This window comes from Brevundimonas sp. (genome assembly GCF_036400995.1).
Classification (GTDB): domain Bacteria; phylum Pseudomonadota; class Alphaproteobacteria; order Caulobacterales; family Caulobacteraceae; genus Brevundimonas.
The window spans coordinates 1-16,097 of record NZ_DASWWG010000013.1; the positions used below are offsets into that span (position 1 = coordinate 1).

General features: G+C 69.4%; 17 protein-coding genes. 6 read left to right on the forward strand and 11 right to left on the reverse strand.

Features of this window, described 5'->3' with window-relative positions; translation table 11 throughout:
* Nucleotides 1–193: 193 nt before the first annotated feature.
* The 3 genes from sdhA to sdhC are packed head-to-tail and all read right to left on the reverse strand — an operon-like array spanning nt 194 to nt 2,790.
* Complete coding sequence (gene sdhA, locus VGE03_RS01450; protein ID WP_331044690.1) at nt 194–1,978, reverse strand: succinate dehydrogenase flavoprotein subunit; 1,785 nt, start codon at nt 1,976–1,978, stop codon at nt 194–196.
* A 3-nt stretch (nt 1,979–1,981) separates the two neighbouring features.
* Nucleotides 1,982–2,386 carry a succinate dehydrogenase, hydrophobic membrane anchor protein gene (gene sdhD, locus VGE03_RS01455; protein WP_331044691.1) on the reverse strand — a complete coding sequence of 135 codons (405 nt, stop codon included), beginning with the start codon at nt 2,384–2,386 and terminating at the stop codon, nt 1,982–1,984.
* Complete coding sequence (gene sdhC / locus VGE03_RS01460) at nt 2,383–2,790, reverse strand: succinate dehydrogenase, cytochrome b556 subunit (RefSeq protein WP_331044692.1); 408 nt, start codon at nt 2,788–2,790, stop codon at nt 2,383–2,385. Before sdhC ends, sdhD begins: the two co-directional genes overlap by 4 nt.
* A gap of 260 nt (nt 2,791–3,050) precedes the next feature.
* Here sdhC and VGE03_RS01465 point away from each other — a divergent pair, with 260 nt between their 5' ends.
* Entirely contained in the window at nt 3,051–3,602 is a 552-nt protein-coding gene (locus VGE03_RS01465) for a hypothetical protein (protein WP_331044693.1), read from the forward strand.
* Here the strand turns inward: VGE03_RS01465 and VGE03_RS01470 are convergent.
* Together VGE03_RS01470 and VGE03_RS01475 are read right to left on the reverse strand one after the other, a co-directional pair.
* Nucleotides 3,586–4,014, reverse strand: coding sequence for an HIT domain-containing protein (locus tag VGE03_RS01470; protein ID WP_331044694.1), 429 nt, complete (start codon nt 4,012–4,014; stop codon nt 3,586–3,588). The genes VGE03_RS01465 and VGE03_RS01470 overlap by 17 nt on opposite strands.
* Before the next feature lie 43 nt (nt 4,015–4,057).
* Entirely contained in the window at nt 4,058–4,969 is a 912-nt protein-coding gene (locus VGE03_RS01475) for an SIMPL domain-containing protein (RefSeq protein WP_331044695.1), read from the reverse strand.
* Nucleotides 4,970–5,132: 163 nt separating this feature from the next.
* On the opposite strand from VGE03_RS01475, the gene VGE03_RS01480 reads away from it, so the two are divergent.
* Complete coding sequence (locus VGE03_RS01480) at nt 5,133–5,666, forward strand: carboxymuconolactone decarboxylase family protein (protein WP_331044696.1); 534 nt, start codon at nt 5,133–5,135, stop codon at nt 5,664–5,666.
* Here VGE03_RS01480 and VGE03_RS01485 read toward each other — a convergent pair.
* Entirely contained in the window at nt 5,663–6,454 is a 792-nt protein-coding gene (locus tag VGE03_RS01485; RefSeq protein ID WP_331044697.1) for a LytTR family DNA-binding domain-containing protein, read from the reverse strand. The genes VGE03_RS01480 and VGE03_RS01485 overlap by 4 nt on opposite strands.
* A gap of 104 nt (nt 6,455–6,558) precedes the next feature.
* Here VGE03_RS01485 and VGE03_RS01490 point away from each other — a divergent pair, with 104 nt between their 5' ends.
* Nucleotides 6,559–7,221: a DUF2306 domain-containing protein gene (locus tag VGE03_RS01490; RefSeq protein WP_331044698.1), complete on the forward strand. Its 663-nt coding sequence runs from the start codon at nt 6,559–6,561 to the stop codon at nt 7,219–7,221.
* Here the strand turns inward: VGE03_RS01490 and VGE03_RS01495 are convergent.
* Together VGE03_RS01495 and VGE03_RS01500 are read right to left on the reverse strand one after the other, a co-directional pair.
* On the reverse strand, nt 7,136–7,681 hold the full coding sequence (locus VGE03_RS01495) for a hypothetical protein (RefSeq protein ID WP_331044699.1): 546 nt from the start codon (nt 7,679–7,681) through the stop codon (nt 7,136–7,138). The genes VGE03_RS01490 and VGE03_RS01495 overlap by 86 nt on opposite strands.
* Before the next feature lie 50 nt (nt 7,682–7,731).
* Nucleotides 7,732–8,589, reverse strand: a complete 858-nt coding sequence (locus VGE03_RS01500; protein WP_331044700.1) for an aspartate/glutamate racemase family protein — start codon at nt 8,587–8,589, stop codon at nt 7,732–7,734.
* Nucleotides 8,590–8,750: 161 nt separating this feature from the next.
* Between VGE03_RS01500 and VGE03_RS01505 the strand changes: the two genes are divergently transcribed.
* On the forward strand, nt 8,751–10,886 hold the full coding sequence (locus VGE03_RS01505; protein WP_331044701.1) for a M3 family metallopeptidase: 2,136 nt from the start codon (nt 8,751–8,753) through the stop codon (nt 10,884–10,886).
* 116 nt (nt 10,887–11,002) lie between these two features.
* Here VGE03_RS01505 and VGE03_RS01510 read toward each other — a convergent pair whose 3' ends face one another.
* The 3 genes from VGE03_RS01510 to ppc all read right to left on the reverse strand — a co-directional run bounded on the left by VGE03_RS01510 (nt 11,003) and on the right by ppc (nt 14,631).
* A complete protein-coding gene (locus VGE03_RS01510) occupies nt 11,003–11,323 on the reverse strand; it encodes a UrcA family protein (RefSeq protein ID WP_331044702.1) in 321 nt (106 codons plus the stop codon).
* Nucleotides 11,324–11,500: 177 nt separating this feature from the next.
* On the reverse strand, nt 11,501–11,800 hold the full coding sequence (locus tag VGE03_RS01515; RefSeq protein WP_331044703.1) for a UrcA family protein: 300 nt from the start codon (nt 11,798–11,800) through the stop codon (nt 11,501–11,503).
* 134 nt (nt 11,801–11,934) lie between these two features.
* Entirely contained in the window at nt 11,935–14,631 is a 2,697-nt protein-coding gene (gene ppc / locus VGE03_RS01520) for a phosphoenolpyruvate carboxylase (protein WP_331044704.1), read from the reverse strand.
* 162 nt (nt 14,632–14,793) lie between these two features.
* Here ppc and VGE03_RS01525 point away from each other — a divergent pair, with 162 nt between their 5' ends.
* Complete coding sequence (locus VGE03_RS01525; protein WP_331044705.1) at nt 14,794–15,183, forward strand: hypothetical protein; 390 nt, start codon at nt 14,794–14,796, stop codon at nt 15,181–15,183.
* Between the two features lie 201 nt (nt 15,184–15,384).
* Nucleotides 15,385–16,097, forward strand: a 713-nt coding sequence (locus VGE03_RS01530) for a signal recognition particle receptor subunit alpha (protein WP_331044706.1), incomplete at its 3' end; no start/stop codon positions are given.

Below are 16,097 nucleotides of genomic sequence, written 5' to 3' on the forward strand. Positions count from 1 at the left end.
AGAAGCATGGGGCCGTGATCGTCGGACGAGACCTCGAAGCTGTCCCAGCGCGGATCGGCGTCCGTTTCCGGGTCATAGCGATAGACCTTGTAGGTCTTGACGTTCTTGGCGCCGGCGGGGGCCTTGTGGACCTTGCCGGTCGTGGGCTTGGAGCCGCGCGGGAGAGTAAGTTGAACCATCTGTCTGCTCTCCCTTAGTAGACCCGAGCCTTGGGCTCGATGTAGGCGACCTCGTCGGTCATCGTGTACTTGTGCACCGGACGGTAGTCGATCTGGACGCCTTCGCCCGGACGCTTCCACGCCAGGGTGTGCTTCATCCAGTTGACGTCGTCGCGGTCCGGATAGTCCTCGCGGGCGTGGGCGCCGCGCGATTCCGTGCGGTTGGCCGCGCCTTCGATGGTGACGAGGGCCTGAGCGATCAGGTTGTCGTACTCCAGCGTCTCCATCAGATCCGTGTTCCAGATCAGGCCGCGGTCGGTCGTCTTGATGTCCGAGCCGGCGGCGTCGATCGAGCGCAGCTTCTGGACGCCTTCGTCCAGGGTCTTGCCGGTGCGGAAGACGGCGGCGTCCGACTGCATGGCGCGCTGCATCTCGAGACGCAGCTGGGCCGTCGGGGTCGAACCCGAGGCGTTGCGGAAGCGATCCAGGCGCGCCAGGTGGGCGTCGGTGGTCGCCTTTGGCGCCGAGGGCACGGCCGAGGCCTTGTCGACGACTTCACCGCAGCGCAGGCCGACGGCGCGGCCGAACACGACCAGGTCGGTCAGCGAGTTGGAGCCCAGTCGGTTGGCGCCGTGCACCGAGACGCAGGCGGCTTCGCCCACGGCCATCAGGCCCGGAACCACGCTGTCGGGGTTGCCGTCGCGCAGGGTCAGGACTTCGCCGTGATAGTTCGTCGGGATGCCGCCCATGTTGTAGTGGACGGTCGGCAGGACCGGGATCGGCTCCTTGGTCACGTCGACGCCGGCGAAGATCTTGGCCGATTCCGAGATGCCCGGCAGGCGCTGGTGCAGGATCTTGGGATCCAGGTGGTCCAGGTGCAGGAAGATGTGGTCCTTGTTCGGACCCACGCCACGGCCTTCGCGGATTTCGATGGTCATGGAGCGGCTGACCATGTCGCGCGGGGCCAGGTCTTTCACGGTCGGCGCATAACGCTCCATGAAGCGTTCGCCTTCCGAGTTGGTCAGATAGCCGCCTTCGCCGCGGGCGCCCTCGGTGATGAGGCAGCCGGCGCCGTAGATGCCGGTCGGGTGGAACTGCACGAACTCCATGTCCTGCAGCGGCAGGCCGGCGCGCAGCACCATGGCGTTGCCGTCGCCGGTGCAGGTGTGGGCCGAGGTGGCCGAGAAGTAGGCGCGGCCGTAGCCGCCCGTCGCCAGGATCACCAGCTTGGCGCGGAAGCGGTGCAGGGTGCCGTCGTCCAGCTTCAGCGCGGTCAGGCCGGTGCAGACGCCGTCCTGCATGATCAGGTCCAGGCCGAAGTATTCGACGAAGAACTCGACCTCGCGACGGACCGACTGGCCGTACAGGGTGTGCAGGATGGCGTGGCCGGTCCGGTCGGCGGCGGCGCAGGTGCGCTGCACCGGGCCTTCGCCGAAGTTGCGGGTCATGCCGCCGAAGGCGCGCTGGTAGATCTTGCCTTCATCCGTCCGGCTGAAGGGCACGCCCCAGTGTTCCAGCTCGTAGACGGCCTGCGGCGCGTTGCGGACCAGGTATTCGATGGCGTCCTGGTCGCCCAACCAGTCCGACCCCTTGACGGTGTCGTACATGTGCCACTGCCAGCTGTCCTCGCCCATGTTGCCCAGCGAGGCCGAGATGCCGCCCTGGGCGGCCACGGTGTGCGAGCGGGTGGGGAAGACCTTGGTCACACAGGCGACCTTCAGGCCTTGCTGGGCGGCGCCCAGGGCGGCGCGGAGGCCCGAGCCCCCGGCGCCGAGAACCACGACGTCATAGGCGTGATCGACGAATTCGTAAGCAGCCACCGATCAGGCTCCGATGCCGGCCGGGAGCGGGGCCGAGCCCAGCGCCAGACGCACGATGAAGAAGACGCTGGCGGCGGCCAGCGCGAGGAAGAGGATGTTCACCAGGGCCAGCGACAGGGTCTTGGCGCCCGCCGTGTGGACGTAGTCCTCGACGATCACCTTCCAGGCCAGGGCGGCGAAGGTGCAGAAGACGATGATGGTCACGGCGGCCAGGCCGGCGTTCAGCGGGTTGGCGAACCAGTCCATCACGGCGGCGTAGGGCGCGCCGGCGAGGGTGAAGACGGTCGAGACGACCCAGAGGCCCAGCGGCATCAGCAGCAGCAGGCAGACGCGCTCCAGCGCCCACTCGCTCGCGCCGTGGCGCTCGGAAATCTTGACGTTCTTGCGGAATTTGGCCGGGCTGCTCACTGCGCGTTCCCCCCCGTGGCGTACAGGATGACCCACACCAGCACCGCCAGCGGGACCGGGCCCCACACGGCGATGTTCGACAGCAGGTTGGCCGACTTCAGGCTCAGGCCGTTGCCGGTGTCGTTGTACAGGTGGCGGGCGCCGTTCAGCAGGAACGAGAACAGCACCACCGTCAGGCCGAAGCCGATGAACAGGCCGAAGGGCGAGCCGGCGAATTCGGCGACCGCCGCGAAGCTGTCCGGCCCGCAGGCGACCGCGGCCAGCCAGCCGAGGACGAACAGGGCGCCGACGCTGGCCGCGCCGATGGTGACGCGGAACAGGATCGAGGCCGTCATGGTGACGTGCCAGCGCCAGTTCTGAAGATGGGGCGAGAGCGGCCGGACACGGCCATTGGGCTGACGCACGAAACGACCGGTGCGGTCGGCCGTTTTGTCACCCGTCGTTGGGGAGCTCGACATTGCGAATGGTTCTCAAAAAACCTGAGCGAAAACAGGCGCTCGAAATCGGTGAACTGGCTTTAGTCAGCGATGACGGGAGGGTCAACGCAGCCAAGGTAGACAAGCGCGCCCTGTGGCGCCGTTGCGGCGCGCGAATTCTCATCACGATTTCGAGCGCGGGCAATCTGTAGTAGCTTTGGAAACTTTCGCACGGCAGCCTAAACGTCATGTCAGGCCTCCTCGTCTTCGCATTCGCGGGCGCTCTCCTGCAGCAGTCCGCCCCGCATCCCTCCTCGCAGGTGCTCTATTCGGCGCCCGCGATCCGTCCGTTCGAGCCGAATTCCAGCTTCGGACGCGAGAACGCGCAGGGTGACGGCGACGAAAGCCAGCGGCAACCGCTGGACGCCCCCGTCTCGGTCGACGCCTATGCGCGCTCCTATGAGTTCGTGCCGGGTTCGGTCGAGGTCGCCTATAACCGCGGCGTCACCAGCGCCGAGCGTCGCGTCGATCAGACCGCCGGACCGCTGGACGGCAGCTGGCGGGTGGCGGACGACCGCGGCCGTGTGCTTTTCGGCCTGGTGATGAGCGATCCCCGCGGCGGCATCGTCGAGGGCGGCTGGCGCAATCCGGACGGCTTCGGCGTGGCGACCGCCAACGGGCGAACCGTTACGCTCGAGAACATGGGCGTGCTCACGCTCGAGCGGCACGGCGAGGGCTGGCGCGGGACGCTGGTCGCCAACGGCCGTTCCCGGCCGGTGACCGTCAGTCGGCCTGACTGAGTCTCAGCCGCGACACTGCGGCCTGAAGTCCGGACGCCCCGTAGGGCATGGCCGCACCTCGACCCCAGACCGGATCAGGCCACACGGCGTCATCGTGACGGCGGCCGACGACGTGCACGTGAAGCTGGGCGGTAACATTGCCCAGGGCGCCGACGTTCAGCTTCTGCACCGGCCGTCCGGCGGCCTCGCCCAGCACGCGCACGGCGTCGCCGGCCTTCAGGACCTCTTCCATCAGCGCGGCGCGTTCAGCCGCCGTCAGGTCCTCGAGTTCGTGCAACCCGGCCCGGCGGGGGATCAGGATCAGCCAGGGATAGCGGCTGTCATCCTGCAGCCGGACCTGGCACAGCGGCCAGTCCATCACGATCACGGAACCGGCGTCGAAGGCGGGGTCGGCTTTGAAGTCAGCGGTCATGACGCCTCGGTCGCCTGCCGACGACCGGGCGTCAAGCCTGTCCTCAGTTCAGGGCGTAGACCACGCACGCCCGGTCCGTCAGCTCCCGCAGCGGCGGCTGCAGGGCGAGGCGGGCGGCCTCGATCTGGGCCTCGGTCGGCGCGGCGGCGCCCGCGGGCGGAGGGGGCGGCGGCGGAGGCGGGGGCGGAGCGGGCGCCCGGGACACCCGCGAACCGGTGACGACCATTTCATCAACGGTCGTCGCATCCTCGGCGCCGGAACTGTAGGACGGCCAGCCGGCCAGGACGTCGGTTTCGCAGGCCCGCCCGGTCGGATCGATGACGCGCACGGCGCCCAGAGCCGCGCCCGCGTTGCCCGCGGCGTCCCGGGCGCGGCGGGCGGCGTCCTTGACCGCCTCGCCTTGCAGCCAGGTCTTCAGCACATTGTCCGGCTCGAGGTTGAAGCGCACGGCGCTGACCGAGGTGGGCTGCGAGGCGATGACGGTGGCGTAGACGCGCTCCAGCACCGCGACGTCGCGCACGGTCACCGAGATGCTGGCGTCCGCCTGGTAGCGGGCGATGCGGTCGGCGCGGACGTTATCCCGCAGGACGCCGCTCTCGTCGCGGTACTGATCGTAGATGGGGCGGGTGGTGATCGTCGTTTCGACCCGGACCACATCGACGCCATAGGCGGCCAGCGCCTGGCTCAGGGCCCGGATCTGGTCGGCAGCCTTGCGCGACGCCTCGGCGGCCGACCGGTCGATGGACTGGAAGCTGGCGCCGAACATGGCGCGGTTGGCGGGCACCTCGGTGCGGACATAGCCGACGGAGGCGATGACGGGGTCCCGCATCCACCAGGGCGCGGGCACATAGCGTTCGCCGATCGCGGCGGGCGGCGTCTGGGCCATGGCGGCGGCGGGCAGGATCGTCGGAGCGATCATGGCGAGGCTGAGCAGGACGGCGGTGGTGCGAGACATTCCGGAACTCCCTGTTGCCCGTTCAGGCTGCCTCCCGTGTCCGGGCCGGAAAAGGGCGAGAGGCCGGGATGTCAGGTCCTGTCAGGTCGGCGCGGCGACGGCCGCCTCTGGCATGGCGCGCATCTCCGGCGTAGGCGGATCGCTCCCTCGACGGAGTTCCGCCATGCCTCTCGACGCCCTGCGTGATCTGATCCCGCCCTACGCGCGCGACATCGCCCAGAATCTCGGTTCGGTGATGGACGAGACCATTCTCAACGACCAGCAGAAGTGGGGCTGCTTCCTGGCCTCCGCCCATGCGATAGGCGTCGCGCCGGTCGTGCGGGCGGTCGAGGCTCATGCGACGACCGTGCTGTCGCCGGAGGCCATGAGCGCGGCCAAGTCGGCCGCCGCGATCATGGGGATGAACAACGTCTATTTCCGCGCCATCCATCTGATGCGGAACCAGGCCTATACGGCGCTGCCGGCGCGGCTGCGGATGAACGTGAACCGCAATCCGGGCGTCGAGAAGCTGGACTATGAGCTGTGGGCGCTGGCGGTCTCGGCCATCAACGGCTGCGGCGCCTGCCTGGATGCGCATGAGGGCGTCCTGCGCGAGCACGGCATGCCGGAGGTGCAGGTGCAGGCCGCCCTGCGTATCGGGGCCGTGGTCCATGCCGCCAGCCGCATCCTGGCGTCGGAAGCGGCGCTCGCGGGCTAGGCCCGCACCATGACCGGCGCGGCCCAGTCCGTGCCCTTCAGCGCCGCGGCATAGGTGCGGCTGACCGGGGCCGTCGCCCCGTCCGCGAGGACCAGCTCGCCCCGCCCGCCCTTCCAGCGCGCGGTCTCGACCCCGGTTCGCGACACCCACCATGAGCGGTGGGTGCGGAAGCCGTCGCAGGCCGACAACGCCTCCAGCGCGTCGCCGAGCCGCATCAGGATCAGTTCCGAGCCCGCCTCGGTGCGGATGCGCAGGTAATGGTCCTCGGCCTCGACGGCGATCAGCCGGGATCGGGCCAGTCGGGGCGACAGCCGCGCGCGGATCGCCTCGGGCGCCGTTCCCTCTGTCGCGGGACGAGGCACCGGCCGGAAGGCGGCCCGCACGACCCAGGCCAGGGCGATGACGGCGATGTTGACCGTCACGACGCTGGGCAGGGCCCAGACCAGTTTCGAAGCCCGGAAAGGTTCGCCCCACAGCAGGGTGGGCAGAAGCGCGACCCAGAGGATGATGGGCGGGGTCATCAGAACCAGCTGGGTGGCGGCGAAGACCCTCGGACGGCCGGGCGTCAGGCGCGCCGCCAGCGGCTCCAGCGCAGCGGCGATCACGCCGCCGCCGACCATGGCGAACTGCCAGTAGAGGTAGCGGGACAGCGTCGGGATGTCCCCGGAATCGAAGGCGGCGATGGCGGCGAGGAACACGCCCATCGCCGCCAGGCCGATCAGTTCGACCATGCCGGAACGACCAAGGCGCAGGCCCCGCCCCTTCGGTTTCGCGCCTTCGTCCGTCACGTCCCGCTCCGTTCGCGAAGCGGATCGCGCCGTTCGCGAAATCAAGGCTGACACGCCGGACGCGCCCGTTTCAAGCGGGCGAGGTCATTGTCGCGGAGAACCTCATGCAGCGCGTCGCCCACTCCACCCTGTTCGGCCTGCTGGCCCTCATCTGTCTGGCCGTCGCCCTGTTCAGCGCGCGCTACTTCATGCCGTCGCCCATCATGGCGGAGGGGATGGCGCCGCACCTCCAGGCGAGGCCTGTGGTGTTTCTCACCCATGTGGCCGGCGGGGTGACGGCGCTGGCGCTGGGCGCCTTCCAGCTGGTCACCTGGCGCGGTCCGCGTCGTCGGTGGCACCGCGTCGCGGGGCGGATCTATGTCGCCGCCTGTCTGATCGGGGCGGGCGCGGGACTGGCTCTGGCCCTGACCAGCCCTTCCGGTCCGGTGGCGAGCACCGGGTTCGGTCTTCTGGCGGTGTTCTGGTTCGGAACGACCGCCCTGGCCTGGCGCAAGGCGGTGTCCGGCGACTTCGGCCAGCATCGTCGCTGGATGATCCGCAGCCTGTCCCTGACCTTCGCCGCGGTGACCCTCAGGATCATGATCCCGGCCGGCGAGATGCTGCGGCTGGATTTCGCGGTGGCCTATCCGGCCATCGCCTTCCTGTGCTGGGTCCCGAACCTCCTGCTGGTCGAGGTCTGGCTCAGGACGTGGGGCTGGGAAGCGTCGCCGCCGGCGCCTCGCCGGTTTCAAGATACTGCAGCCAGCGCCGGTAGCCCGCCTGCATGACGGCGTCGACACCGTCCGCCATGGCGCCCAGACCCGGTCCCTCGACGGTCATTTCCCAGGTCGGCGTCCAGCCGTGGGTCGCCGGCGGCCAGGTCACGACCAGGACGGCGCGGGTCGCGCGGCCCTTCAGCGGGCCGAACGGCGCGTCGAAGACCAGTCGGCTTCCGTCGATGGAGACCACGCGGGCGTGCTCGAAGTCCGTGCCGTCAGCCAGCTTTTCGCACCAGCATCCGCCGGGCGTCATGTCGATCGACAGATTGGCGGCGTCGCCGCTGTAGGTGTGGGCGCTGTCCCACCACCGGCCGACGTCGCTCAGGCTCCCGGGGATGTCGCCCGGGTCGATCTCGGCGCCGAGTTCGTAGCGCAGGGTGAAGCTGTCCGCGCTGCGCTGGACGACTTCCGCGGCGGCGGGACTCGCGAGCAGGGCGATGACGCCCGCGATGAGCAGTGTTCTCGGCATGGTTCTTCCTCCCGACGGCAGTGGCCGCTCATCGGGCGGCTGCGTCAAGATCAGGCGGACTGGAAGGTCAGCGGAGCGCCCCAGAACTGGCTGACCAGCTCCGACTGGGGCCCGGGCTTGCCGGTCGTCAGGAAGTCGCGTCGACCCGAACCGCCGAGCGCATACTCGGGGTGACGCTGGAAGTAGCGGTCCAGCGCGTCGGCCACGGCGGCCGGCTGGTGGATGATGGCGGTCTCGGGCGGCAGGGCCGAGGCGAAGATGTCGGCCACGATCTCGTAGTGGGTGCAGCCCAGGATGGCCTTGTCCGGGTGACGGCCGATGCGGCGGCGCAGGGCGTCGACGTGGTCGCGAACCACGACCTCCAGCTCCTCCTGCGGGGCGCCCAGCTCGATCAGGCCGGCCAGGCCCGGGCAGGGCTCGGAAAAGACGGCCAGATCCTCGCGCCGCTTGTCGATCTCGATCTCATAGACCCGGCTCATGGCCGTGGCGGCGGTGCAGAAGACGCCGTTGACGGCGATCGCCTCGACCTTTTCGCCCTCGGCCCGGTGCTCGGCCTCGTAGGTCCAGGGCAGGCCGGTGGCGGCCTCGATGGTCGGGACGATGATGCCCAGCACATTGACCGGGCGGCCGTGGCGCGCCCGCGCCTCCGGCACCCAGGTCTGCTGCAGGCGGCGCAGGGCGATGGCGCTGGCGGTGTTGCAGGCCAGGACGATGACATTGGCCCCGGCCTCGAACAGGCGTTCGCAGCCCGCGCGGGTCAGATCGACGATCTCCTCGCCGCCCCGACCGCCGTAGGGGGCGTTGGCCTGGTCGGCCAGATAGACGAAATCCCGCTCGGGGAAGCGTCGGGTCAGTTCACGGTGAACGGTCAGTCCGCCCACGCCGGAGTCGAAAACGCCAATGGCCATGGGCGCGCTTTAGCCGCGCCGCCGGTCGCCGTCCATGGCTGGAGGTTACAGGGCGTTCATGTGACAGTCCGCCCGCCTCGGGCCTAGGGTCCGTGGAAACGAAGCGACGCTACGGAGTTCCCATGCACAGACGCCATCTTCTCATCGCCGGAGGCAGCCTCATGGCCCTGTCCGCCACCGCAGGCTGCGCCACCATCGGCGGTTCCGGTTCCTCGGCCGCGAACTATGCGGAAGATGCGCGCGTCGCCCGCGCCGTCCTGCCCGTCCAGACGCCGCGCGCCGAGCTGCTGCAGGTCTGGACCGGTCCGTACGAGGGCGTGCCCCCGTGGGACAAGGTCACCGCGCCCAAGCTGCGCGAAGCTATTCTGGAAGGGATTGAACTGCGCCGCGCCGAGATCGCCGCGATCGCCGACAACCCGGACGCCCCGACCTTCGCCAACACCTCGGTCGCCATGCAGATGGCCGGCGAGCCGCTGGGTCGCGCCATGGCCCTGTTCGGCGTGATGACCTCGAACATCGGCTCGGCAGAATACCAGGCGCTGGACCGCGAGGTCTCGCCGCTGCTGTCGGCCGCCGGCGACGAGATCACCTTCAACGAGAAGCTGTTCAACCGCATCAAGACGATCGCGGACAACGCCGGGGCCGCCGGCCTGACCGCCGAACAGACCCGCATCGTGACCCGCAGCCGCGACGCCTACATCCGCGGCGGCGCCGCGCTGGACGCGTCGAAGAAGGCCGAGCTGGGCCGCATCAACACCGCCCTGTCCAACGCCTTTACCAGCTTCGGCCAGAAGGTCGTGGCCGACGAGAACACCTGGACGGTCATCCCGACCGAAGCGGGCGTCGCGGGCCTGCCGGCCTCGAACAAGGCCGCCGCCGCCGCTGCCGCCCGCAGCCGCAACGTTCAGGGCTGGGCCATCGTCAACACCCGCTCGAGCGTCGATCCCTTCCTGACCTTCGGCGATGACCGCGCCCAGCGCGAGATCGTTTGGCGCAAATTCGTGAACCGGGGCGACAACGGCGACGCCAACGACACCAATGCGACCATCGCGGAGATCGTCCGCCTGCGTCAGCAGCGCGCACGTCTGCTCGGCTACCAGAATCACGCCGAACTGCGCATGCAGGACACCATGGCCAAGACCCCGGCCGCGGCCATGGATCTGATGAACCGCGTCTGGGCGCCGGCCACGGCCCGCGTGGCGGAAGAGGTGGCGGACATGCGCGCCATCGCCGGTCACGACATCGAGCCGTGGGACTACCTGTACTACGCCGAGAAGGTGAAGAAGCAGAAGTACGACCTCGATCAGAACGAGCTGAAGCCCTACTTCGAACTGGGCGCGGTCAAGCGCGGCGCCTTCTACATGGCCGAGCGCCTGTACGGCCTGGAGTTCAAGGCCCTGCCGAAGGGCACGGTCCCGGGCTTCACCCCGGACGTCGAGGTGTTCGAGGTCAACGACAAGGCGACCGGTCGCAACGTCGGCCTGTTCTACTCGGACGACTTCGCCCGCGCGGGCAAGCGTTCGGGCGCCTGGGCGACCAGCTATCGCTCGCACTCGACCTACGACGGTCGCAAGAACGTCCTGTCGTCGAACAACAACAACTTCACCAAGCCGGGCGAGGGCGAGCCGCTCCTGATCTCGCTGGACGACGCCGAGACCCTGTTCCACGAGTTCGGCCACGCCCTGCACTCGCTGAACTCGACGGTGAACTACCCGGCGCTTGGCGGCACGCCGCGCGACTTCGTGGAGTATCCGTCGCAGGTGCACGAGCACTGGGTGCTGTCGCGCCCGATCCTCGACGGCTTCATGAAGCACTACCAGACCGGCGAGCCCATGCCGCAGGCGCTGGTGGACAAGGTCGAGCGCGCCGCCACCTTCAACCAGGGCTACGCCACGGTCAGCTATCTGTCCTCGGCCCTGGTCGACATGGACCTGCACACCCAGGCCACGCCGCCGACCGACATCGACGCCTTCGAGCGTGAGAGCCTGGCGCGCTACGGCATGCCGAAGGAGATTGTGATGCGGCACCGCCTGCCGCAGTTCAATCACCTGTTCACGTCCGACGCCTACTCGGCCGGCTACTACAGCTACCTGTGGTCGGAAGTGATGGACGCCGACACCTGGGCCTACTTCGAGGAGTCCGGCGACGTGTTCAATCCGGAGATCGGCCGTCGCTACAAGGACATCATCCTGGCGCCGGGTAACACCACGGATCGCGCGGAGGCCTACCGCGCCTTCCGCGGCCGCGACCCGGACGTCGCGGCCCTGCTGCGGGTGCGGGGCTTCCCGACCAGCTGATCCGGTTGATTGTCAGATGAGCAAGGGCCCGCGGAGCGATCCGCGGGCCCTTTGTCATTCAGGTTGCGCGGTCCGGTCTGTCCCCACCGGCCCGAACGCTATCCTGCGCGGGATCCTCAGGCCGGCCAGGCCGGAGCGACCATGGCGGTGATCGGCGCCGAGCGGCGAACGCGGGCATAGTCGTCCTGACGCGATTGCGGCAGCTGGCGCACGGCCTCGCGGGTCACGCGACGGACGCAGACGCTGTCGACCAGGCGCGAGCCGCGAACGCAGGCGTCCCGGGCCTCGCTCGCCACGCGGGCGTCGAAGGCGGCGGCGCCGGCCGAGGTGGACAGGTCCAGGTCGCCGAACGGCACGCGGACGGTGTCCTGGGCGGCGGCGGGCGCGGCGGTGGCGAGCAGGGCCAGGGCGGCCAGCGGAAGCAGGGTCTTGATCATCGGAATTCCTCCACGTCGCGGGGATGGCTACGACAAGCCAAATGAGGGGCTCGTGTGACGATCGCCAGATCGAAAACGTGAAGATTCCTTGATTTCGGCTCGAGAACTGCTCAGCCAATCATAAGTACGACTTATGATGATGGCGGGAGCTGCCCGAGCAGCTCCCGCCTGTCCGGATCAGTAGGCCACGGCGCCGCGGCTGGCGGCGTAATCAACCTGGGCGGCGTCGGGCAGCTGGCGCACGGCCTCACGGCGGACGGCGGCCTGGCAGAAGCCGCGGTCGCTCAGCCGGCTGCCCGGGCGGCGGGCGGTGCGGCACAGGTCGCGGGCGGCCGCCTCGACGCGCTGGTCGAAGGCGGCGGCGCCGGTGGTCGAGGCGAGATTGAGGTCGGACCACTGGACGCGGGCCTCTTGGGCGGAGGCGGCGCCGGCGGCGGCCAGGACGAGGATGGCGGTCAGGGAAGCGAGGGTCTTCATGGCGGTCTCCTGCGGAGCGCTGCGTCGCTCGGGGGCGGCGACCGTGGCCGTATGAGCCGCCCCTGTTTCAGGCGCGTGAGACTTCGACGGCGAAATCGAGACGCCGCATTAAATCGCCGAAACCTGATCGCCGGTCAGCCGCTGTTGCGCAGTCCCGCCGCCACCCCGTTCAGCGCCAGCAGGATGCCCTCGCGCACGCGGGGGTCGTCGTCACCGGCCCGACGGCGGCGGATCAGTTCGATCTGCACATGGTTCAGCGGCTCCACATACGGCATGCGAAGTCGGATCAGGCGGTCCAGCTCCGGCTGGCCGCCCAGCAGGGTGTCCTGACCGGTGATGGTCAGAACGGCCGCCTCGGTCCGGTCCCATTCGCCCCGGATCGCGGTGAAGACCCGATCCGCCAGCGCGGCGTCGGGCACGAGCGTGGCGTAGCGCCGGGCGATGGTCATGTCCGCCTTCGCCATCACCATCTCCATGTTCTGGATCAGGGTGCGGAAGAAGGGCCAGTCGCGGTGCATGGCGCGCAGTTCCTCGATATCCACGCCCTCGATCGCCGAGCCGAAGCCGAACCAGCCGGGCAGCATGACCCGGCTCTGGCTCCAGCTGAACACCCAGGGGATGGCGCGCAGGTCCTCGATGGCGGTCGATGTGGTGCGCGACGCCGGGCGCGACCCGATCTTCAGGTCGGCGATCTCGGCGATGGGGGTCGCGGCGCGGAAATAGTCGACGAAACCGTCCGTCTCATAGACCAGGGCCCGATAGGCGCTCATCGAGGCCTGCGACAGCTTCGACAGGGTCGCGCCGTGCTTCGCGGTCAGCGCGGCGTCCGGTGGCGGCGCAAGCGAGGCCAGCAGGACGCCGCAGGTCAGGGCGTCCAGATTGCGCCGCGCCACTTCGGGCTCGCCGTATTTGTTGGCGATGACCTCGCCCTGCTCCGTCACCCGGATACGCCCGGCGACGGTGCCTTGCGGCTGGCCCAGCACGGCGGCGAAGCTGGAGCCCCCGCCCCGCCCCACGGCGCCGCCCCGGCCGTGGAACAGCTGCAGGCGCAGCCCTGTGCTGTCCGTCATCTGCAGCAGGGCGCGCGACGCCTCGTGCAGCTCCCAGGTGGAGGTCAGGTAGGACCCGTCCTTGTTGGAGTCGGAATAGCCGATCATCACTTCCTGAACGCCTCGCGCCTTGGCGACAGCGAGGGCCGAGGGCTCTTTCAACAGTCGCTCCAGCGTCGGCTTCGAGGCGCGCAGGTCGTCGATGGTCTCGAACAGGGGCGCGGCCTGCACCGGGCAGGAGGCGGGATCCTCGGGTCGGTAGAGGCCGACTTCCTTGAGCAGCAGATAGACTTCCAGAAGGTCCGAGGCGGCGTCGGTCTTGGACACGATGTGCGTCCGGATCGCCTGCGGGCCGAACAGGCGCAGCGCCTCGGCGGCGGCCTGCAGGATGCCGCGTTCCTTCAGCGTCTCCTCGGCATAGGCCTCGTAAGGATTGAACAGCAGGCGTCCGGACGCCAGCTCGGCGGCCAGCACCGCCAGCCGCCCCTCCTCATCCAGACCGGCATAGTCCTCCGTGACGCCGGCGACCTTCAGCAGATCGGCCACCACGCGTTCGTGCACGTCGGAATTCTGGCGCAGGTCGAGTGTCGCCATGTGGAAGCCGAACACATCGGCGGCGGTGATCAGCCGCGCGAGCCGGTCATCGGCGAAGACGGCGCCGTGGTTCGCCACGAGGCTGTCCTGCAGCACCGCCAGATCGGCGCGGAAGGCGTCCGGCCCCGCATAGGGCTCGGCCGCGAAGGCGGCGGCTCGGGGCGCGGGCTGGCCGGTCAGAACGGGGTGGGTGGCCGCCAGCCGGGCGTAGATCTGGCTGAGCACCCGGCGATAGGGCTCGTCTGCGCGGTGCTGTGAGTGATCACCGGACGCTCCGGCCAACGCCGCCAGTTCCGGCGAGATATGGCTCATGGAGCCGGACAGGCTGAGCTCGGCCCCGAGCGCGTTCACCTCGTCCAGATAGAAGCGCAGCACCGCCCGCGCCTGGGTCCGGAAGGCGGCGGTCAGCACCTCGCCGTTGACGTTGGGGTTGCCGTCCCGGTCGCCGCCCACCCAGGTGCCGATGCGGATGAAGGGCTCCAGCTCCGGCGCGTCCAGCCGCTTGCGCCAGTCAGCCAGCTGGGCCGGGGCGACATGCAGGAAGATACGCTCGAGGAAGGACACGACGGTGTCGATCTCGTCCTGAACCACCAGCCCGGCCTGCCGCACCAGTCGCGTGGCCCACAGGATCGTCGTCTGGCGGCGCAGGCCCGCATTGCGCGCCTCCAGGTCGCAGGCCGGGCCGTTCTGGTCGCAGGCGTCCAGCAGGTCCGAAACGGCGGCGATCCGGTCGATGACGCTCTTGCGGCGCACCTCGGACGGGTGGGCGGTCAGCACCGGCGAGATCAGTGCGCCCTTCAGCAGGTCCCGCGCCTCCTCCGGCGTCCGTCCCGCGGCCTTCAGACGGTCCAGCGCGCCTTCCGGCGTGTCGGGCCGGGCGCCCGAGGCGGTCTGTTCCCGCGCTCGGCGCTTGCCGGCCCGATCCTCGGCGACATTGGCCAGCAGGGAGAAGACGGCGAAGCCGTGCGCCAGCCCGACCGCCTGATCCAGCGACAGCTCGCCCAGCAGGGTCTCCAGCAGGCGGGCGTCCTTCTCGCCGGCGTCACGGTGCCAGGCGACCGATGCCTGCCGCACGGCCTCGATCCGGTCGTAGAGCTCACGCCCGCCCTCGGCGAGGATCACCTCGCCCAACAGTCCGCCCAGCAGGCGGACTTCCTCGCGCAACCGGTCGTCGGCGGCCTGGATCATGGTGGTGTCTCTCAGCGGGGAGGCCGGGAGCGTCACCGTATCAGGGGTTTTGGAACTGGCCATGCCTCAGGCCAACGCCGAAACCGAAAGTGCGTTCGGCGCGCCGTTTGCAGCCGTCCTCCGCAGGGTCAGGCCCTGCGCTTTGGCCGCGGAGGAAATGTCATGTCCATTTCGTTGGTTAGCGGTCTGATCGGCGGCATCGCCGGGCTGATCGGCACGGAGACGACCCGGCAAAATCAGCCGTCCCTGCAGGCTTCCGCCCGGACCACGACCCGATCGGAGATCGAGGAGATCCGCCAGAAGGGCCTGACCGAATGGGCCCGCGAGCAGAAGATGGAGGCGCTGAAGGAGAAGCTCCGCGCCGAAATCCTGTCCACCAACGGCCTGACGGAGCAGGGCGTCGCCGCCCTGCCCGGCGATCAGCGCACCACGGTCGAGGATGAGGTGGCCCGGCTGATCCAGCAGAAGCTCGAAGACACGATGCAGCAGCAGATGCAGGACGCCGCCCGCAGCGGAAAGACCCAGGCGGTCCTGCTGGACATCGTGGTCTGACGACGGTCCTTCGCGCCTGAGTCGACAAACGCTCGACTTTCCTTCATAAGCCGCCGCTTCCGACGCAAGTGAACCTCGCGTCTCCACCGGGACGACCCCATCTTCGGATGGACGAGCCCGGCGAGAACCCTCTGCCGACGTGATCGTCGCCAGAGGCCGTTTTCGTATGGAGCCGCCTCGCCTGCGCAAATGAGGTAGTTGATGTTCGAGGCTCTGAACGAGCGGCTTACAGGCGTTTTCGACCGGATCATCGGTCGCGGCGCCCTGTCCGAAAAGGACGTGCAGGAGGCGATGCGCGAGGTGCGCGTGGCCCTGCTCGAGGCCGACGTCGCCCTGCCGGTCGTCCGCGACTTCATCGCCAAAGCCAAGGAACGCGCCACCGGCGAGGCGGTGATCCGCGCCGTGAAGCCGGCCGATCAGGTGGTGAAGATCACCTATGACGGCCTGGTCGAGATGCTGGGCGGCGAGGGCGAGGCCGAGGGCCTGAACCTCTCGCTGAACCCGCCGACCGTGATCCTGATGGCCGGCCTGCAGGGCTCGGGCAAGACCACCACCGCCGGCAAGCTGGCGCTGCGCCTGATCCGCGAGCGCAAGAAGGTCCTGCTGGCCTCGCTCGACACCCGCCGCCCCGCGGCTATGGAGCAGCTCGGCATGCTGGCCGAGCAGGCGGGCGCCAGCTTCCTGCCCATCGTCGCGGGCCAGGCGGCCCCCGACATCGCCCGGCGCGCCATGCAGGCCGCAAAGCTGCAGGGCTTCGACGTCCTCATCCTCGACACCGCCGGCCGCACGACGATCGACGAGGCCATGATGGCCGAGGCGTCCGAGATCGCGAAGATCTCGTCGCCGTCCGAGACACTGCTCGTCGCCGACGCGCTGACCGGCCAGGACGCGGTGCGCACCGCCAAGGCGTTCCA